The following is an 18,708-nucleotide window of genomic DNA, read 5'->3' as shown; positions in this document are numbered from 1 at the left end:
TCGCGGACCGGATCACGGATGGTGCTCGAGGTATTCCTCGAGCACCTTTCCGTGGTTCAGCTCCGGGTCGCGCGCGCCGACGAGCAGCGTGACGCGTGGATGGGTCCCGCCCAGGTCCCGCAGCTCGGCGACCGCCGGGTTGCCGTCCAGCTCGTGCTCGTAGCGGGCGCGGAACTCGTCGAAGACCTCGCCTTCGGTCGAGGCCTGGTGGAACCAGCGGCGCAGCTCGGTGGACGGCGCGACCTCTTTCAGCCAGAGGTCGATCCCGGCGCGGTCCTTGCTGACGCCGCGCGGCCACAACCGGTCGACGAGGACGCGGTAGCCGTCGTCGGCCGCGGCCGGCTCGTAGATGCGCTTGACGGTGAACACGGCTCCAGTGTCACGCGCCGGGGCGGTGGGAGGCTAGCAGCGCGTCGGTCTCGGCCGCCGTCGGCGCGGTGGCGGGGCCGCGCCGGGTGACGGCCAGCGCGGCGGCCGCGTCGGCGCGGAGGGCCGCATCCATCGGGCTCAGCCCTCGGGCGAGTGCCGCGGCGAGCACACCGCCGAACGCGTCGCCCGCGCCGGTCGTGTCGACCGCCGCCACCGGGAACGCCGGGAGGTGCGCGGGCGCCGGGTCGCCGGTGGCGACCCAGCAGCCGGACGCGCCGTCGCGCACCACCGCGACGCCGCCCTCGCGCAGCATCCCACGCAGGGCTCCCGCGGCGGGTGCGGGATGCGCGTGCGCGCGCAAGATGCGGGCCTCGCGGGCGTTCGCGCTCAGCACGTCGGTGCGGCGGAGGACAGCCTCGAGGAGTTCGCGGTCGAGCGACCCGACCAGCGGGGACGGGTCGAACACGACGATCGCGGCCGCGGGCGCTAGCTCGGTCAGCCAGCCGGCGACGGCGGGACCCGACGTGGGATGCGCCAGGCTGTAGCCCGAGACGTAGACGACGTCGCCGGCCCGGGGACGGATGCGGTCCAGGTCGGCGCGCGTCAGCATCCCTTCGGCGCCGGGGACGGTGACGAAGGTCCGCTCGGCGTCGTCGTCGACGAGGACGACGCAGTACCCGTTGTCGACCGTCTCGATGGGCGGGGTGGCGACCGCGATGCCCTCGGCCCACAGGGCCTCGCCGACCACCTCGCCGAGCGGGCCCGTCCCCGAGCGCCCGGCGAACAGGACCTCGGCGCCGTCCCGCGCGGCGGCGGACATCACGTTGAAGCCTCCGCCGGCGGACATGCCCGATGACTCCGCCAGCACGTCGCCACCGCGTTCGGGGAGTGCGCCGACCCGGAGGAGGAGGTCGACCACGACCGTCCCGGTGAAGATGACGCGTCCGTCAGCCATGTCGTCTCCTCACCCGCAGCAGGCCGTCCACCAGCGGCTCCAGTTCCAGCGCGTTGACACGGCGGACCGTCTCCACCGCGGTGCGCGGCCAGTCCGTGGCCCAGGTCGCGCCGAGGACGGCGCCGGCCATCGCGGCGATCGTATCCGTGTCCCCGCCGAGGGACGCGGCCCGGCACAGCGCGTCCCAGGCGGCGTCGCCGTCGGGCGACGTCGTCGCGCCGATCCCGTTCCGGCGTGCGCCGAGTTCGTCCTCGCCCGGGCGGTCGCGGTGCGACGACCCCGTCCCGGCCACCGCGAGGGCGACCAGGGAGAGCGCCGCGACCACCGACTCCTGTGCGGCAACCGACGTTCCCACGACCCGGACGAGGGCGTCGTCCTGCTCCCGCGGGGCGAGGTCGAGCAGGTACGGGATGGCCCACTCCAGCCGCGCGGCGATGTCGCCGCCGGCGACCCAGTGCCCGCGACCGGCGCCCTCCCGCGCGGCGGCGACCGCCACATCCAGCGCTTCCGGTGCGTCCGCCCCGTCGAGACCCGCGCTCACCGCCGCGCCGACCGCGGCCGCGCTGGCGATCCCGAGCCCCGTGTTGTGGGTGAGCGAGCTGACCCGGACGACGGCGTCGACGAATCCGCCGAGCGGTTCGACCGGCACGGCGATCCCGACCGGGGTGATGCGCATGGCTGCCCCGTTGGTCGCGCCGAAGCGGCCGGCCTCCTCGGGCGGCATGCCGTCCTGCAGCCGCTGCAGCGCGGCCCGGGTGCTCGGCCCGAGCAGGTCGAGCGACCCCCGCGCCTCCATCGCCCGCTCCCAGGCCAGGAGCTCGGCGGCGAAGACGCCCGGCGGCACCGTGCCGTCGCCGTCGATGAGCAGCCGCGCCAGCAGGACGGCCTGCTCGGTGTCGTCGGTGATCGAGCCGGCGGGCATCCCTGCTGCGATCTGCTGGTGGGGCCCGGCCGCGACGAGCCCCCGGATGCGGCCATGATCGGCGGCGATCCGCTCGCGGGCGAGGGACTGGGTGGGCATCCCGAGCGCGTCGCCGAGTGCCAGGCCCTGCAGCGCCGCCAGGGCCCGGGATCGGGTGCTGTCTCTCACAGCGGCGCCACCAGCAGGGCGTCGCGCAGCCGTTCGCTCAGTCCCGGCGGCACCTCGACCCCGGCCCCGAGCGCCTGGATGGACCGGCTGTAGTAGCTGCGCGCTGCGGCGGCGAGGGTGATGTCGACGATCTCGCGGTCGGTGTACCCGAGCTCGCGAAGCCGCAGGGTGTCCGCGTCGGTCAGGGAGACGGAGTCGGTGGCGACGCGGGCGGCGTAGTGCATCATGGCGACCTCGGCCTCGCTGAGGTCGGCGTCGTGGTAGTCGCGCGCGATCCGCACGAGTTCGTCCTCGTCCATGATCGTCAGCGACTTGCGGCCGTGGGCGAGGCGGCAGTGCTGGGAGTGCAGGGCCTGCGCGGCGGCCAGGGTGACGAGCTCGTACCGTCGCTTGCCGAGCTGGGAGACGATCGCCCGCACCAGATTCTCGAACGCCCGGACGGCCTCGGGGTTGACGGCCATCACCCGCGTGTAGTCGGGGACGTAGCCGAGGTCTTCGATGTCCTCGGCGTAGAGCGCGGCGACCTCGCCGGTCGCCTCCGACGGTTCGGGTGTGCGGATCACGGACACGGTGCCTCCTCGAGGTGCGGTTGCCCCATTCTGCCGCCGCCGCGCTGCGCCTGCCAGAGGCGCTGACCGCAATGGGCCGCGGTCGCCTCAGTGCGCGAACGCCACCTCTGACGGCACGTCGGCCGGCTTCCGGATGAAGAACGACCCCGCCACCGCGAACAGCGAGATGATCGCGCCCGCGACGAACGCCGCCCGGATGCCACCGGCCTGCGCGGCATCCACGGACGCCCCGCCGGTCGCCAGCACCGTCGACTGCAGCGTCAGCACCGCGATCAGCAGCGCCGTGCCCGCCGCGCCGCCCACCTGCTGGATGGTGCCCAGGATGGCGCTGCCGTGCGAGTACAGGTGCGGCGGCACTGCGCCCAGGCCTGCGGTGAACAGCGGCGTGAACATCATCGCGAGCCCGAGGCTCATGGTGACGTGCGCGGCGATCACGAGCCCGACCGGCGTGGTCTCGGTGACCATCGTCAGCCCCCACAGCACCAGGCTGACCAGGATCGACCCCGGCACCACCAGCACGCGCGGGTCGAACCGGTCGTAGAGCCGGCCGACGAACGGCGCCGCGAGGCCCATGATGAGACCGCCCGGCAGCAGGATGAGCCCGGTCGCCAGGGTGTCCAGGTGCAGCACGTGCTGGAGGTACAGCGGCAGCACGATGATCACGCCGAACATGGACGCGGTCGTGATCGCCATCAGCACGATCGACACCGTGAAGATCGGGTAGCGGAAGGTGCGCAGGTCGAGCAGCGCGCGGTCCTTGCGCTGCAGCAGCAGCTGGCGCGTGATGAAGGCCGCCAGGCCGACGACGCCCACGATCAGCGAGCCCCAGAGCATCAGCGGGTTGGACGCCGAACTGCCCGACTCCCCGGACAGCGTGAGGCCGTATACCAGGCCACCGAACCCGAACGCCGACAGGATCACCGACAGGACGTCGATGCGGACCTTCTTCGGCTCGCTCACGTTCTCGACGAAGCGCATGCCGACGAGCAGCATGACGAGCGCGATCGGCAGCACGATGAGGAAGATCCAGCGCCAGGGAAGGAAGTTGAGGATCAGGCCCGAGATCGTCGGGCCGATGGCCGGCGCGACGGAGATCACGATCGAGACGTTGCCCATGGTGCGCCCGCGCAGCGCCGGCGGCACCAGCGTCATGAGCGTGGTCATCAGCAGCGGGATCATGATCGCCGTACCGGACGCCTGGATCACGCGGGCGGCGACGAGCACGATGAAGCCCGGCGCGAGCGCTGCGGAGAGCGTGCCGAGCGAGAACAGGGACATCGCGGCGATGAACATCTGCCGCGTCGAGAACCGCTGCAGCAGGATGCCCGTGATCGGGATGACCACCGCCATCGTCAGCATGAACGCCGTCGACAGCCACTGCGCCGCGAGCGCGTCGACGTGCAGGTCGTCCATCAGCTTCGGGATGGCGACCGTCATGATCGTCTCGTTGAGGATCACGACGAACGTGGCCGCGAGCAGCAGCCAGATCACCCGCTGGTCGCGCGGTGCGATGCGGACGGGCGCGGCCGCTTCCGAGGGCGCGGCGAGGTCGCCTGCGTCGACGGATGTCAGGGGTGAGGTCTTCTCAGTCACTGGTCCAACCTAGCGAGAGCCACCGACACCGTGGGTGTCGATCATGTGAACTGTGGAGAAGTTCGCTGTCCGCAGAACAGGGGAATAAAGGCGGGTCGATTCGTGCCCTCAGTCGGCGAGCCCGCGCACCGCGCGCACGGCCTCTCCGACCGCCGGCGCGACAGCGGCAAGGTCTGCTGCCACCACCTCCGGGCCCCACGAGAACCGCACCGCGGTGCGCGCCACATCCTCCGGGTAGCCGAGTGCCAGCAGCACGTGCGACGCGTCCTCGCTCCCGGCCGCGCAGGCCGACCCGCTCGACGACACGATGCCGCGCCGTTCCAGCTCCAGCAGCACCGCCTCGCCGTTCGTCGCGGGGAACACGAACGACGCCGTCCCCGGCAGCCGCGAGCTCGGGTGCCCGGTGAGCTCCGCATCCGGGACCTCGGCGAGCACCCCCGCGATGAACGCGTCCCGCGCCGCCGCGGCCGCAGATGCCCGCGCCGCCCGGTCGGCCAGCGCCAACCGCGCCGCGACACCGAGCGCCACCGCCCCGGCGACGTTCTCCGTCCCCGACCGCCGCCCGCGCTCCTGCCCACCGCCGTGGACCAGCGGCTCGACCGGGATCCGCCCGCGCACGTACAACGCCCCCACGCCCTTCGGCGCGCCGATCTTGTGCCCAGAGACGGTGAGCGCATCCACCCCGAGCGCGCCGACGTCGAGCGGCAGCCACCCGGCGGCCTGCACGGCGTCCGTATGGAAGGGGACGCCGACCGCATGCGCCAACGCCGCCAGCTCTGCGATGGGCTGCACCGTCCCCACCTCGTTGTTCGCCAGCATCACCGACGCGAGGGTCGTGTCCGGTCGCAGCGCGGCCCCGAAGTCCGCCGGCGCCACGAGCCCGTCGCGCCCGACCGGCACGAAGGTCACCGTGAAGCCGTGCAGCCGCACCAGGTAGTCCACCGACTCCAGCACGGCCTCATGCTCGATCGGCGTCGTGACGATGTGCCGCCCGCGCGGATCGCCGAGCGCGATGCCCTTGATGGCGAGGTTGTCGGCCTCCGTCCCTCCCGAGGTGAACGTCACCTCCGACGCCCGGCAGCCCAGCCACGCGGCGACCGACGCCCGCGCCTCGGCCAGCGCCCGCGCGGCGGACTCGCCGACCGCGTGGTGGCTCGACGGGTTGCCGAACTCCCCGGTGAGGTGCGGCCACATCGCCTCCAGCACCTCCCGGCGGACCGGAGAGGTGGCGGCGGCGTCGAGGTAGATCACTCGACCACCACGTCCAGTCCCAGGTCGAGCGAGCGGACGCTGTGGGTGAGCGCGCCCGACGAGATCACGTCGACGCCGGTCTCGGCGATGCTCCGGACGGTCGCGAGGCTGACGTTGCCGCTCGCCTCGACGATGGCGCGGCCGGCGACCAGGGCGACGCCCTCGCGCAGCTCGTCCACCGTGAAGTTGTCGAGCATGATCGTGTCGACTCCGGCGGCGAGCACCGGCTCGATCTGGTCCATCCTGTCCACCTCGACCTCCAGGTGGGTCGTGTGCGACAGCTGCTCGCGCACCCGGAGCAGAGCGTCCGTGACCGAGAGTCCGGACTGCGCGGTGAGCACGGCGAGGTGATTGTCCTTGGCCATGACCGCATCCGACAGCGAATAGCGGTGGTTATGGCCGCGGCCGGCGCGCACGGCGTGCCGCTCGAAGGCGCGGAGCCCGGGCGTCGTCTTGCGCGTGTCGACGATCCGGGCCGAGGTGCCGGCGACCTCGGCGACGAACGCAGCCGTCAGCGTGGCGATGCCGCTCATCCGCTGGACGAAGTTGAGGGCGACGCGCTCGCCCTGGAGCACCGAGCGGGCCGGGCCGGTCACGGTCGCCAGCGCGTCCCCGGCGGCGAACGTCGCGCCGTCCGCGACGTGCAGGGCGACCTCGACGGACGGGTCGGTCAGCGTGAACGCGGCGGCGAACACCTCGCCGCCGGCGAAGGTGCCGGGCTCCCGCGCCACGAGCCGCGCCGTCGCGACCGCCGCCTCGGGGATGAGCAGCTGGCTCGTCAGGTCGCCCCACGGCGCGTCCTCCACGAGGGCGCCCTGGACGGCGGTCTGGATGATCTGGCGGGTCAGCATGCGGTGGGCACCTCGAGACGGGAGAGCTGGGGAAGGAGGACGGTGTGGGCCGGCTCGGTCTCGCCGGTCAGCGGGAAGTCCGAGCGGAAATGCGCGCCGCGCGACTCCTCGCGGGCGAGGGCCGCGGCGACGACGAGGCGGGCGAGGGTGAGGAGGTTGCCGTCCTCCGACGGACCATCCGTGGGGTCGGCGGTCGCCGCCAGCTCGGCCGCAGCGGCCGTCAGCCGCGCGCCGTCGCGGTGGACCCCGGCCGCGTCCCAGAGCAGTGTCCCCAGGCGATCCCGGGAGAAGGGACGCGAGGGACGGTGGGGCGCGTCAGCGGGCACGGCCGCGACCGCGCCCTCCCGCACCCACTCCGGGCCGTCGGTCCACATCCCGTCGATCGCCCCAGCGGCCCGGTGCGCGAACACCAGCCCTTCGAGCAGCGAGTTCGACGCCAGCCGGTTGCCGCCGTGCGCACCGGTGCAGGCGACCTCGCCGACGGCGAAGAGCCCGGGGACGCTCGTGCGGCCCTCCGTATCGGTGGCGACGCCGCCCATCGCGTAGTGCGCCGCGGGCGTCACCGGGATGGGGCTCCGCGCCCAGTCGTATCCCGCCGCGCGGGTCGCCGCGTCGATCGTCGGGAAGCGCCGCGCCAGGAACTCGCCGCCGAGCGCGGTCGCGTCCAGCAGCACCGGTCGGCCGCCCTGCGCCGCCATCTCGACCGCGATCCCCCGGGCGACCACGTCGCGCGGGGCGAGCTCCGCATCCGGGTGCACGTCGGTCATGAAGCGCTCGCCGGCCGCGTTCCGCAGGACCGCGCCCTCGCCGCGCACGGCCTCGGACACGAGGAACGCGCCGGCGCCCGACGCCCCCGGGGCGTGCAGGGCGGTGGGATGGAACTGCGTGAACTCCAGGTCCGCCAGCACCGCGCCCGCGCGCCAGGCCGCGGCCACGCCGTCGCCCGTCGCGACCGCCGGATTCGTCGTGTGCGCGTAGAGCCGGCCCCAGCCGCCGGTTGCCAGGATCACCGCGTCGGCGTCGAGCACGACGGGCGTCCCGGCGACGAGCAGCGACACGCCCGCCGCCACGCCATCGCGCACCAGCACCTCCTGCAGGAACGCGCCCTCGACGACCGGGATGCGCGCCGCGCGCAACGCCGCGATCAGCGCGCGCGAGAGCTCGGCCCCCGTGGCGTCTCCGCCGGCATGCAGCACGCGGGCGGAGGAGTGCGCCGCCTCGAGTCCGCGCGCCAGCGCGTCCCCGTCGCGGTCGAAGGCCGCCCCGAGCGCGATCAGCTCGCGCACGCGCACAGGCCCGTCCGTGCACAGCGCTTCGACGGCGTTCCGGACATTGAGCCCGGCTCCCGCCCGCAGCGTGTCGGCTACGTGGGCCGCCACGGAGTCGTCCGGGAACAGCGCCGCCGCGATGCCGCCCTGCGCGTACCGGGTGCTGCCGTCCGACAGCGCCGCCTTGGTCGCCACCGTGACGTCGTGGCCGAGCGCCTGCGCCCGCAGGGCCGCGGTCAGCCCGGCGATCCCGCTCCCGACGACGACCACGCGGCTCATGTCAGGCCGCCATCGTCGTGTCGGGACGCGCGGCGAGCATCCGCTCGAGCGCGACCCGGGCCGGCGCGGCGACCGCGTCGGGCACGGTCACCTGGTTCAGCACCTCGCCGCGGACCAGGCCCTCCAGCACCCAGGCGAGGTAGCCGGGGTGGATGCGGTACATCGTCGAGCACGGGCAGACGACCGAATCGAGGCAGAAGATCGTGTGCTGCGGGAACTGCGCCGCGAGCCGCTGGACCAGGTTGATCTCGGTCCCGATCGCGAACGTCGAACCGGCCGGGGCCGCCTGGATCGCCTTCACGATGTAGTCGGTCGAGCCGTACTCGTCGGCCGCGTCCACCACATCCATCGGGCACTCGGGGTGCACGATCACGCGGACGCCCGGGAACTCGGCGCGCGCGTGCTCGATCTGGCCGACGGTGAACCGCTTGTGGACCGAGCAGAAGCCGTGCCACAGGATGACCTGGGCCTCCTGCAGGGTGGACGCGTCGGTGCCGCCCCAGGGCTTGCGCGGGTTCCACAGGGGCATCCGCTCGACCGGGATGCCCATCGCCTTCGCGGTGTTGCGGCCCAGGTGCTGGTCGGGGAAGAAGAGGACGCGCTGGCCCCGCTCGAACGCCCACTCCAGCACCGTGGCGGCGTTGGAGGAGGTGCACACGATCCCGCCGTGCTCGCCGCAGAACGCCTTCAGCGCCGCCGATGAGTTCATGTAGGTGACCGGGATGACCGGCACGCGGCCGTCGGCGTCCGGCTCGGTGCCGTACAGCTCCTCGAGCTGCTCCCAGCACTCCTCGACCGAGTCGAGATCGGCCATGTCGGCCATCGAGCAGCCGGCGGCGAGGTTCGGGAGGATGACGCGCTGCTCCGGCCGCGACACGATGTCCGCGGTCTCCGCCATGAAGTGGACGCCGCAGAACACGATCGCCTCGGCCTCCGGACGCGCCTTGGCGGCGTTGGCGAGCTGGAACGAGTCGCCGACGAAGTCCGCGTACTGCACGACCTCGTCGCGCTGGTAGAAGTGGCCCATCACCGCGACCCGGTCGCCCAGGGTCTGCTTCGCCGCGCGGATGCGGTCGCCCAGCTCCTGCGCGGACGCGGTGCGGTACTCCTCGGGCAGCTCGCCCTGGCGCGGTGCGTTCGCCGGGATGGGGTCGCCCAGCGAGGCGCCCGGACCGTAGCTCGGCGCGAGGGCGTCGAACTCCCACGGCGCCTCGACGAGATCGGGCGTGCAGGTCTCGCCGTCGAGCTGGCCCGACGCGATGAGCCGGATGGTGGTGTCGACCGATGCGATGGTCATTGTGCGCTTCTTCCTTCGAACGGATGCTGCTGCCGGGGGAGCGGCCCCGCGTCGGCGAGGTCGATCCGGTCGTTGTAGCGGTACAGCCGCGGTGGGCGGTGCGGCGTGCCGGTCAGGTACTCGTCGGTCGCGACGACGGCGCCCGAGGCCTCGATGGTGCGGCGGAAGTTCGCCGGGTCGAGCGCCTTGCCGAGCACGGCCTCGTGGACGCCGCGCAGCTGGGCCAGCGTGAAGCGCTCGCCGAGGAACGCGTGGGCGATGCGCGAGTACTCCATCTTCGTGCGGAGCCGCCAGAGCGCGTACTCGACGATGACGTTGTGGTCGAAGGCCAGCTCGGGCAGGTCGTCGGCGGGGAACCAGCGGACGTTCTCGCCTACGCTCGCCCGCTCGGCCTCCTCGCTGCGCACGAGCGCCCAGTACACGACCGAGACGACGCGCTCGGCGCCGGGGGAGCGGTCGGCGTCGCCGAACGCGTACAGCTGCTCGAGGTAGCGCGGCGTGAGGCCCGTGGTGTCGCTGAGGGTGCGGGCGGCGGCGTACGCGAGGTCTTCGCCGACCCGCAGCGGACCGCCGGGAAGCGCCCACCGGCCTTCGAACGGCTCCCGGATGCGCCGCACCAGCGGCAGCCACACCTGCGGGACGCCGCCGGTCTCGTCGTCGCTGCGCAGCGCGAAGATCACGGTGGACACGGCGAGGATCGCGCTCGCGCGTTCGTGCCGTGCCGTCATGGCTGCTCCCGGGATCGGGTAAGAGTCAGGATGACTCTAACGTGTGACCCATCTTAGTGTCGGGGTGACCAAAAGCACAAACGGTGTCGATCATCGGATGCTATGAAAGTATTTTTGTGCTACAAAATAAGCAGAAGTCGCATAGCGTGAAGGGATGCCGCCGCCACACTGGGAAACATCGAGCTACAAGCACCGAGTGCCACGAGAGGATCAGGTCTACGCGATGCTCAACGCGACCTTCGTCGATCCGATCGAGACCGAGGACAACGGTGACGTGATCATGCTCTACATCGGACCTGAGCATCCGCAGACGGATCGGGAGCTCGAAATCCTTGTCCGTCGCCCTGCGCGAACGGGAGCAGAGGCCTCCGTGTTCCATGCGATGCCATTGGGGCCGAAGTACCGCCGATACCGGGAGGATTCTCAAAGTGACTGACGACAAGACCGACTACGAGGCGCTTATCGCGCGGTTGACTGATCCGAACATCCCGCTCGTGCCGACCGGCAAGGCCCTCTTCGGTGAGGACGCCGCCCGAGCCGGCAGAGAGTTCCTCCTCGAGCAGTACGGCAGCGAGGAGGCGTTGCAGGAGGCGCTGAAGTCAGGCCGCCCATCGCTCGGGGAGCCGGGCGAAGGACCGTCGCCGACAGTGCGGGCCCGCGTCTCGCGGCATGATTTCGCCGAGCTCGCGAAGCTGCGCGAACGCACCGGCCGCACCGAGGCCGACCTCGTCCGCGAGGGCGTCCACCTTCTCCTGGAGCGATACAAGACCGCGAGCTGAGACGTGGGTGAGCGCCGCACCGCGCGAGCGGATATGCTGGCCGCACACAACTGAACACGGGCCACGAGGTCGATGCGGGAGAGTCGCGCGCGTGCGCGCGGCACCGAAGGAGCAATCCTCCCCGACAATCTCTCAGGTACGCGTACCGCATCGGACTGGCCACTCTGAAAAGCAGGACGGCATCCGCCGCCCTCGCCCACGGTGAAAGCCGCGCCCACGGTCGCGGTGAAACTCTCAGGCCGGATGACAGAGGGGGAGTTCTTCCCGGGAGCGGCGACGCCCCCGCAGCCCCCGGCCGACGGCCGGCGAATCGGAGAACTCATGACCTCGCACCAGGACGCCGACGGCGGCCGAACCTCCCCGCTCCATGACGCCCACGCGGCGGCCGGAGCCTCGTTCACCGACTTCGCCGGCTGGCAGATGCCCGTGCGCTACTCGTCCGACCTGGCCGAGCATCACGCCGTCCGCACCGCCGCCGGCCTCTTCGATCTCTCGCACATGGGCGAGATCGTGCTGATCGGCCCGGAGGCCGGCGAAGCGCTCGACTACGCGCTCGCCGGCAAGCTGTCCGCCCTCGCCATCGACCAGGCGAAGTACAGCCTCCTGCTGTCGCGCGCCGGCGGCATCGTCGACGACCTCGTCGTCTACCGCACCGGCGACGACCGCTACATGGTCGTCGCCAACGCCTCGAACCGGGATGCTGTGGCGCAGGAGCTGCGCGACCGCACCTCCCCGTTCGACGTCGAGGTCTTCGACGAGTCCGACGACATCGCGCTGATCGCGGTCCAGGGGCCGGCCGCGCTGTCCGTCCTGCTCGCCACCGACGGCCTGGCCGCCGACGACGGAGCACTCGACGGCGAGGACTTCGGCGAGCGCCTGTCCTCTCTCAAGTACTACTGGTCGCTTCCCGCGCTGTTCCAGACGCACCCCGTCCTCATCGCCCGCACCGGCTACACCGGTGAGGACGGCTTCGAGCTGTACGTCGCTCCGGACAACGCCCGCGCGCTGTGGGACGCCCTGACCGAGGCCGGCACCGAGCAGGGCCTCGGCCTCGTCCCCGCCGGCCTCGCGTCGCGCGACACCCTGCGCCTGGAGGCCGGGATGCCGCTGTACGGTCACGAGCTCGGCCTCGACACGAAGCCCGCGCAGGCGGGTCTCGGCCGGGTCGTCAACCTCGCGAAGGACACCGACTTCATCGGCCGCGCCGCCAGCGAGGAGGGGCCGCATCCCGAGGCCCGCGTGCTCGTCGGCCTCGTCGGCGAGGGCAAGCGCGCCGCGCGCGCCGGCTACCCGGTCTTCGCGAAGGACACCGCGAACGGCGAGGACGCGGAGGTCGGCGTGGTCACGTCGGGCGCGCTGTCGCCGACGCTGGGCGTGCCGATCGCGATGGCGTACGTCGCCCCCGAGCTCGCACGCGAGAACACCGTGCTCCACGTGGATGTGCGCGGCACGCGCCTCCCGTTCACCGTCACCGCCCTCCCCTTCTACAGCAGAAAGAAGCGCTAGCCATGGCCGCAGAACGAGACCTGAAGTACACGCCCGAGCACGAATGGCTCCTGGTCGAGGGTGACGTCGCGACCGTCGGCATCACCTCCTACGCCGCCGAGAAGCTGGGCGACGTGGTCTTCGTCGAGCTGCCCGACGAGGGCAGCGACGTCACCGCCGGCCGTGTCGTGGGCGAGATCGAGTCGACCAAGTCGGTGGGCGAGCTGTTCGCCCCCGTCGACGGCATCGTCGCCGAGGCGAACTCGGCCGTCGTCGACGCCCCCGAGCTCGTCAACTCCGACCCGTTCGGCGAGGGCTGGCTGGTGAAGGTCCGCTTCACCGAGCTGCCCGACAACCTCCTCAGCTACGACGAGTACGCCGCCCTCACCGGCGAGTAAGGTTCCCGCTCCTTCATGACCGACCTCTTCCCAACGCGTCACATCGGCACCGATGGGGATGCGCAGAGCACCATGCTGTCCGCGATCTCGGCGGCGGCCTCCCGCGACTGGGCCTCCGTCGAAGACCTCGTCCATTCGGCCGTCCCGGACTCGATCCGAGTCGACGACGACCGCACCTCCGCGCTGCCCGAACCCCTCGGCGAGCGGGCCGCCCTCCGCGAGCTGCGCGCACTGGCCGCGCGCAACACCGTGAACCGCAGCCTGATCGGCCTCGGCTACTACGGCACCATCACGCCCGCGGTGATCAAGCGGAACGTGCTCGAGAACCCGGGCTGGTACACCGCCTACACGCCGTACCAGCCGGAGATCTCGCAGGGCCGGCTGGAGGCGCTGATCAACTTCCAGACCATGGTCTCCGACCTGACCGGCCTGGACACGGCGAACGCGTCGATGCTCGACGAGGGCACCGCGGTGGTCGAGGGAATGCTCCTGGCGCGCCGCGCATCCAAGGCGAAGTCCACGAAGTTCGTCGTGGATGCGGACACCTTCCCGCAGACGCTGGCGCTGCTGCGCAACCGGGCGGAGGCGGTCGGCATCGAGCTCGTCGTGACCGACCTCGCCTCCCTCCCCGCCGACGCTCCCGAGCTGTCGGACGCGTTCGGGCTGTTCATCCAGTACCCCGGCGCCTCGGGCCGGGTGTGGGACCCCTCCGCCGCCATCGCGACGGCGAAGGCCGCGGGTGCGGTCGTCGTCGCCGCGGCCGACCTGCTCGCGCTAACGCAGCTGAAGGGGCCGGGCGAGCTCGGCGCGGACGTCGCCGTCGGCACCAGCCAGCGCTTCGGCGTGCCGATGGGCTTCGGCGGACCGCACGCCGGGTACATGGCCGTCCGCAAGGGACTCGAGCGCCAGCTCCCGGGGCGCCTGGTCGGCGTCTCGCAGGACGCGGTGGGCAAGCCCGCCTACCGGCTCACGCTGCAGACCCGCGAGCAGCACATCCGCCGTGAGAAGGCGACGTCGAACATCTGCACCGCGCAGGTGCTCCTCGCCGTCATGGCCGCGATGTACGCGGTCTACCACGGCCCCGCGGGCCTGCGCGCGATCGGGAGCCAGGTGCACCTGTCGACCGCGGCCCTCGCGGAGGCGCTGCGCGCGTCCGGCGTCGAGGTCGTCTCCCGTTCGTACTTCGACACGCTCCAGGTCGAGGTGGACGACGCGGCCACCGTCGTCGCCCGCGCCCACGACCGCGGCCTCCTGCTGCACGCCACGGACGCCGGTCTGGTGTCGCTGAGCGTGGACGAGGAGTCGGCGGCCGACCTGCGCGACGGCGCTTTCCCGCTCGGCGACCTCGTCGAGGTGCTGGGCGGCACCGTGGACGGCGGCCTCGCCTTCTCGCTGCCGGCCGACGCGTCCTTCGACCCGGCACTGACCCGCGAGTCGGCGTACCTCACGCATCCGGTGTTCAACACGCACCACTCCGAGACGGCGATGATGCGCTACCTGCGTCAGCTGCAGGACCGCGACTACGCGCTCGACCGCGGCATGATCCCGCTCGGTTCGTGCACGATGAAGCTCAACGCCGCGACCGAGATGGAGGCGGTGACCTGGCCGGAGTTCGCGGCCCTGCACCCCTTCGCGCCGGCCTCCGACGTCGCCGGCTCGCTCGAGCTGATCGATCAGCTGGAGCAGTGGCTCGCCGACGTCACCGGCTACGACACCGTGTCGCTGCAGCCGAACGCGGGCAGCCAGGGCGAGCTCGCCGGCCTCCTCGCGATCCGCGGCTACCACCGCTCGCGCGGCGACGACCAGCGGACGGTGTGCCTCATCCCGCAGTCGGCGCACGGCACCAACGCGGCCTCGGCGGTGCTCGCCGGCATGAGCGTCGTGGTCGTCGCGACCGACGAGCTCGGCAACGTCGACCTCGACGACCTGCGCGCCAAGATCGCGGAGCACGCCGACACGCTCGCCGCCCTGATGATCACGTACCCGTCGACGCACGGCGTCTACGAGCACGAGGTGGTCGCGATCACGCAGGCCGTGCACGACGCCGGCGGCCAGGTGTACGTCGACGGCGCCAACCTCAACGCCCTGCTGGGCTACGCGCGGTTCGGCGACTTCGGCGGCGACGTCAGCCACCTCAACCTGCACAAGACGTTCTGCATCCCGCACGGCGGTGGCGGCCCTGGCGTGGGACCGGTCGCGGCGAAGGCCCACCTCGCGCCGTTCCTGCCGGGCCACCCGCTGGCCCAGGATGCGACGCACCCGGTCGCGGGCGGCGGACGCGTCGAGCACGGCGGCGGACCGGTCTCGGCCGCGCCGTACGGCAGCCCGAGCATCCTGCCGATCAGCTGGGCGTACGTCCGGATGATGGGCGCCGAAGGGCTGAAGGACGCGACCGGCGCGGCGGTGCTCGCGGCCAACTACGTCGCCGCGCGCCTGCGCGAGCACTTCCCGGTGCTCTACGCGGGGGAGGACGGCCTGGTGGCGCACGAATGCATCCTCGACCTGCGTCCGCTCACGGAGCGCACCGGCGTGACCGTCGACGACGTGGCCAAGCGCCTCATCGACTACGGCTTCCACGCGCCGACCATGTCGTTCCCGGTGGCCGGCACCCTCATGGTGGAGCCGACCGAGAGCGAGGACCTGGCGGAGCTCGACCGCTTCGTGGCAGCGATGATCGCCATCCGCGAGGAGGCCGACGCCGTGGCGGCGGGGGACTGGCCCTCCGACGACAACCCGCTGCGCAACGCCCCGCACACCGCGGAGTCGGCGGTCTCGTCCGACTGGGGCCACCCGTACTCCCGCGAGCAGGCCGTGTACCCGGTCCCCGCGCTCGTCCGGAACAAGTACTGGCCCCCCGTGCGCCGCATCGACCAGGCGTACGGCGACCGCAATCTCTTCTGCGCCTGCCCGCCCCCGGAGGCCTTCGCCTGACCCGTTCGCCTGGTGGCTAGTGCGCGGCGAAGACCGACGGCCACCAGGCGACGGCGAGGGGGTAGCCGACGAACGACACGATGTCGATGATCGTGTGCGCGACCACCAGCGGCATCACGCGGCCCCAGCGCGTGTAGGCCCAGCCGAAGACGACGCCCATCACGGCGTTGCCGACGAACGGGCCGAAGCCCTGGTACAGGTGGTAGCTGCCGCGGAGCAGCGCCGACACGACGATGATCGTCCACGTGCCCCAGCCCAGCTGCCGCAGCCGCGTGAAGAGGTAGCCGACGACGATCACCTCCTCCTGCAGCGCGGCGCGCAACGCGGCCAGGATGAGGACGGGCACGGTCCACCAGTGCGCGTCCAGCGTCGACGCCTGCACGGCGACCGTGATGCCGAGCAGGCGGGTCAGCGCGTAGAACAGGATGCCCGGGATGCCGATCACCAGGAACAGCAGCACCCCGCCGCCGAGGTCCCGGCCCGGCCGGGTGAGGTCGAATCCGATCCGCCGGAAGCCGCTGCGCTGCGGCTGCCAGAGCAGGTAGATCACCAGGGCGACCGCGAACAGCGGGAACAGGTTGCCCAGCACCTGGTAGAGGAAGTCGAAGACCTCGCGGTTCGACTGGCTCGGGTTGACCTGAGCGGTCTGCTGCGAGAGCGGCGTGCTCTGCGTCGACCGGTCGATGATCGTCACGATCGAGTAGATCGCCGACTGCCCGAGCGAGAGCCCGAGGACGATGGCGATCTCCCACCACAAACGGCTTCGTCCCGGCTTCGCCACGGGCACCTCTGCCGCGAAGGTCGGCGTCTGACTCATAGGGGCATCCTGCCAGATCGTTGCATGGAGCGAACTAATCCACCGTTTTTGTGCGCTTCGTGCAGGATTCCGTCGACTGAGTTACCACTATGTAACGTTTTCCCCGCCTGTTTTGCAATCGCTCGCGGCGATACCTAGGGTCATTCTTATCCCGCGCGGGACAGGCACTCTCGCACGCCTGCACCGTCGCACACTTCGCACAGGAGGAACATTGCACATCAACGGAAGAAGGGTGAGGTACGCGGTCAGCGCGGTCGCCGTCGCAGGCGTCGCAGCACTGGCTCTGTCGGCCTGCACCACGTCCGGCAGCACCAGCACCTCGTCCGCTGCCAAGGGCGGCACCGTGACGGTTGCGGTCGTCAACGACTTCACCTCGTTCAACTCGCAGACCCCGCAGGGCAACCTGGACACCAACGGCCAGGTCGGCTACCTGAACGGGTCGTACGGAACCGGGTTCCAGTACATCGACAACAACTACAAGATCGTCCACGACGACAAGTTCGGCACGTTCGAGAAGACCTCGGACGACCCGCTGACGGTCAAGTACACCCTGAACAAGGACGACAAGTGGTCCGACGGCGAGCCCGTCACCGCTGACGACATGGTCCTCGCCTGGGCGATCGCCTCCGGTCACTACGACTCGGCGAAGTTCGACGACAGCGGCAACGTCACCAGCGGCACGCAGTACTTCCAGATCGCGGGCTCGACCGCCGGTATCGACTCGACGGACTTCCCCGAGGTCAGCAACGACAACCGCACGATCACCCTCAAGTACGCCACGCCGTACGTGGACTGGGAGCTCGTCAACCCGATCGCGCAGCCCGCGCACATCGTCGCCAAGAAGGCCGGCCTCTCCTCGGCCGCCGACCTGACGAAGCTGCTGAAGGGCCTGCCGAAGGGCGACCCGGCCAACCCGGCGCCGGCCGACCCGACGCTGAAGAAGGCCGCCGACTTCGTCAACACCGGCTACGACGTCACCGCGTTCCCGACCGACAAGGACCTGCTGGTCTCCTCCGGCCCGTTCGTCGTCTCGTCGTGGACCCCGGGTCAGTCGCTGACCATGACGCCGAACAAGTACTACGCGGGCGGCCTCAAGCCGAACGTCGACAAGATCGTGTTCCGCATCATCCCGGACGCGAACGCCCAGGTCACCGCTCTCCAGAACGGTGAGGTCGACATCATCAACCCGCAGGCGTCCGCCGACACGATCACCGCGCTCAAGCAGACCAGCGCGAAGATCCTCACCGGTGCGCAGGCCTCGTACGACCACCTCGACCTGAACTTCAAGTCGCCGGTGTTCGCCGACGCCAAGGTCCGTGAGGCGTTCCTCAAGACCATCCCGCGTCAGCAGATCCTCGACTCGATCGTCACCCCGGTCGACTCGAAGGCGAAGGTCCTGAACTCGCAGATCTTCCTGCCGAACCAGGAGGAGTACGCGGGCAGCGTCAAGCAGAACGGCTCCGACAAGTACGACAAGGTCGACATCGACGGCGCCAAGGCGCTCCTCGCCGGCGCGACCCCGTCGATCCGGATCCTCTACAACACCAACAACCCGAACCGTGTCGACGAGTTCCAGTCGATCCAGGCCTCGGCCGCCAAGGCCGGCATCAAGGTCGTGGACGCCGGCTCGCCCGACTGGAGCAAGCTGCTCCCGGGTGGCGACTACGACGCCTCGCTCTTCGGCTGGATCAGCCCGGGTGCAGGCACCTCGCAGCTGCCGCAGGTGTTCTCCTCGCAGGGTGGCGGTAACTACAACGGCTACACCGGCACCAACGACCTGGCCCTCAAGTCGCAGACCACCCTGGACAAGGATGAGCTGACGAAGATCGAGTACCAGATCGACAAGCAGGCCTTCAGCGACGGCTACGGTCTGCCGCTCTTCCAGCTCCCCGGTGTCTTCGCGGCCACCAACCGAGTGGATGGCGTCAAGTACAACGGCGGGCAGTCCGGCCCGTTCTGGAACTTCTGGGAGTGGTCGGTCAAGTCGTCGACCTCCTCGAAGTAACAGCTCCGTAAGAGAGAGTGCCCGGGCGAACCCCGGGCACTCT

The 18,708-nt window shown here is 71.3% G+C and carries 17 protein-coding genes and 1 riboswitch; of the genes, 6 read left to right on the top strand and 11 right to left on the bottom strand.

The window, feature by feature from the left end; translation table 11 throughout:
* Positions 1-12: 12 nt before the first annotated feature.
* The 10 genes from AB0P25_RS01095 to AB0P25_RS01050 all read right to left on the bottom strand — a co-directional run bounded on the left by AB0P25_RS01095 (position 13) and on the right by AB0P25_RS01050 (position 10,250).
* Entirely contained in the window at positions 13-369 is a 357-nt protein-coding gene (locus tag AB0P25_RS01095; protein WP_363804891.1) for a DUF488 family protein, read from the bottom strand.
* A 10-nt stretch (positions 370-379) separates the two neighbouring features.
* A complete protein-coding gene (locus tag AB0P25_RS01090) occupies positions 380-1,324 on the bottom strand; it encodes a PfkB family carbohydrate kinase (RefSeq protein WP_363804890.1) in 945 nt (314 codons plus the stop codon).
* A complete protein-coding gene (locus tag AB0P25_RS01085) occupies positions 1,317-2,414 on the bottom strand; it encodes an ADP-ribosylglycohydrolase family protein (protein ID WP_363804889.1) in 1,098 nt (365 codons plus the stop codon). The genes AB0P25_RS01090 and AB0P25_RS01085 overlap by 8 nt, the downstream gene beginning before the upstream one ends.
* Complete coding sequence (locus AB0P25_RS01080; protein ID WP_363804888.1) at positions 2,411-2,983, bottom strand: peroxidase-related enzyme; 573 nt, start codon at positions 2,981-2,983, stop codon at positions 2,411-2,413. Before AB0P25_RS01080 ends, AB0P25_RS01085 begins: the two co-directional genes overlap by 4 nt.
* Before the next feature lie 87 nt (positions 2,984-3,070).
* Complete coding sequence (locus tag AB0P25_RS01075; RefSeq protein ID WP_363806214.1) at positions 3,071-4,555, bottom strand: MDR family MFS transporter; 1,485 nt, start codon at positions 4,553-4,555, stop codon at positions 3,071-3,073.
* Between the two features lie 129 nt (positions 4,556-4,684).
* Entirely contained in the window at positions 4,685-5,827 is a 1,143-nt protein-coding gene (locus tag AB0P25_RS01070) for a cysteine desulfurase family protein (protein WP_363804887.1), read from the bottom strand.
* Positions 5,824-6,678 (bottom strand): carboxylating nicotinate-nucleotide diphosphorylase, encoded by an 855-nt coding sequence (gene nadC, locus AB0P25_RS01065; RefSeq protein ID WP_363804886.1) that lies wholly within the window; start codon positions 6,676-6,678, stop codon positions 5,824-5,826. Before nadC ends, AB0P25_RS01070 begins: the two co-directional genes overlap by 4 nt.
* Positions 6,672-8,225 (bottom strand): L-aspartate oxidase, encoded by a 1,554-nt coding sequence (gene nadB, locus AB0P25_RS01060; protein WP_363804885.1) that lies wholly within the window; start codon positions 8,223-8,225, stop codon positions 6,672-6,674. The genes nadC and nadB overlap by 7 nt, the downstream gene beginning before the upstream one ends.
* A gap of 1 nt (position 8,226) precedes the next feature.
* Positions 8,227-9,522 (bottom strand): quinolinate synthase NadA, encoded by a 1,296-nt coding sequence (gene nadA / locus AB0P25_RS01055; protein WP_363804884.1) that lies wholly within the window; start codon positions 9,520-9,522, stop codon positions 8,227-8,229.
* A complete protein-coding gene (locus tag AB0P25_RS01050; protein WP_363804883.1) occupies positions 9,519-10,250 on the bottom strand; it encodes an NUDIX domain-containing protein in 732 nt (243 codons plus the stop codon). Before AB0P25_RS01050 ends, nadA begins: the two co-directional genes overlap by 4 nt.
* A 154-nt stretch (positions 10,251-10,404) precedes the next feature.
* Here AB0P25_RS01050 and AB0P25_RS01045 point away from each other — a divergent pair, with 154 nt between their 5' ends.
* The 5 genes from AB0P25_RS01045 (at position 10,405) to gcvP (ending at position 15,843) form a co-directional block, all read left to right on the top strand.
* Positions 10,405-10,686 carry a hypothetical protein gene (locus tag AB0P25_RS01045; RefSeq protein ID WP_363804882.1) on the top strand — a complete coding sequence of 94 codons (282 nt, stop codon included), beginning with the start codon at positions 10,405-10,407 and terminating at the stop codon, positions 10,684-10,686.
* Entirely contained in the window at positions 10,679-11,029 is a 351-nt protein-coding gene (locus AB0P25_RS01040) for a hypothetical protein (RefSeq protein ID WP_363804881.1), read from the top strand. The genes AB0P25_RS01045 and AB0P25_RS01040 overlap by 8 nt, the downstream gene beginning before the upstream one ends.
* A gap of 65 nt (positions 11,030-11,094) precedes the next feature.
* A riboswitch (glycine riboswitch) is annotated at positions 11,095-11,187 on the top strand.
* Positions 11,188-11,350: 163 nt separating this feature from the next.
* Positions 11,351-12,535: a glycine cleavage system aminomethyltransferase GcvT gene (gcvT, locus tag AB0P25_RS01035; RefSeq protein ID WP_363804880.1), complete on the top strand. Its 1,185-nt coding sequence runs from the start codon at positions 11,351-11,353 to the stop codon at positions 12,533-12,535.
* A 2-nt stretch (positions 12,536-12,537) separates the two neighbouring features.
* Entirely contained in the window at positions 12,538-12,912 is a 375-nt protein-coding gene (gcvH, locus tag AB0P25_RS01030) for a glycine cleavage system protein GcvH (protein ID WP_064109423.1), read from the top strand.
* A 15-nt stretch (positions 12,913-12,927) separates the two neighbouring features.
* Complete coding sequence (gene gcvP / locus AB0P25_RS01025) at positions 12,928-15,843, top strand: aminomethyl-transferring glycine dehydrogenase (RefSeq protein WP_363804879.1); 2,916 nt, start codon at positions 12,928-12,930, stop codon at positions 15,841-15,843.
* A gap of 16 nt (positions 15,844-15,859) precedes the next feature.
* On the opposite strand, the gene AB0P25_RS01020 is transcribed toward gcvP, so the two are convergent.
* Positions 15,860-16,660 (bottom strand): type II CAAX endopeptidase family protein, encoded by an 801-nt coding sequence (locus AB0P25_RS01020; RefSeq protein WP_363804878.1) that lies wholly within the window; start codon positions 16,658-16,660, stop codon positions 15,860-15,862.
* A 211-nt stretch (positions 16,661-16,871) separates the two neighbouring features.
* Between AB0P25_RS01020 and AB0P25_RS01015 the strand changes: the two genes are divergently transcribed.
* Entirely contained in the window at positions 16,872-18,665 is a 1,794-nt protein-coding gene (locus AB0P25_RS01015) for an ABC transporter family substrate-binding protein (protein WP_363804877.1), read from the top strand.
* Positions 18,666-18,708: the final 43 nt, after the last annotated feature.

The sequence above is a fragment of the Leifsonia sp. NPDC077715 genome, assembly GCF_040686855.1.
Lineage (GTDB): Bacteria > Actinomycetota > Actinomycetes > Actinomycetales > Microbacteriaceae > Leifsonia.
This window is presented reverse-complemented; position numbering and strand designations above follow the sequence as displayed.

Bases quoted from the DNA above. Each gene is read 5' to 3' on its own strand.
- AB0P25_RS01090 (WP_363804890.1), bottom strand. From the start codon at position 1,324: ATGGCTGACGGACGCGTCATCTTCACCGGGACGGTCGTGGTCGACCTC.
- nadC (WP_363804886.1), bottom strand. From the start codon at position 6,678: ATGCTGACCCGCCAGATCATCCAGACCGCCGTCCAGGGCGCCCTCGTG.
- nadB (WP_363804885.1), bottom strand. From the start codon at position 8,225: ATGAGCCGCGTGGTCGTCGTCGGGAGCGGGATCGCCGGGCTGACCGCG.
- nadA (WP_363804884.1), bottom strand. From the start codon at position 9,522: ATGACCATCGCATCGGTCGACACCACCATCCGGCTCATCGCGTCGGGC.
- AB0P25_RS01050 (WP_363804883.1), bottom strand. From the start codon at position 10,250: ATGACGGCACGGCACGAACGCGCGAGCGCGATCCTCGCCGTGTCCACC.
- AB0P25_RS01045 (WP_363804882.1), top strand. From the start codon at position 10,405: ATGCCGCCGCCACACTGGGAAACATCGAGCTACAAGCACCGAGTGCCA.
- gcvT (WP_363804880.1), top strand. From the start codon at position 11,351: ATGACCTCGCACCAGGACGCCGACGGCGGCCGAACCTCCCCGCTCCAT.
- gcvH (WP_064109423.1), top strand. From the start codon at position 12,538: ATGGCCGCAGAACGAGACCTGAAGTACACGCCCGAGCACGAATGGCTC.
- gcvP (WP_363804879.1), top strand. From the start codon at position 12,928: ATGACCGACCTCTTCCCAACGCGTCACATCGGCACCGATGGGGATGCG.
- AB0P25_RS01020 (WP_363804878.1), bottom strand. From the start codon at position 16,660: ATGAGTCAGACGCCGACCTTCGCGGCAGAGGTGCCCGTGGCGAAGCCG.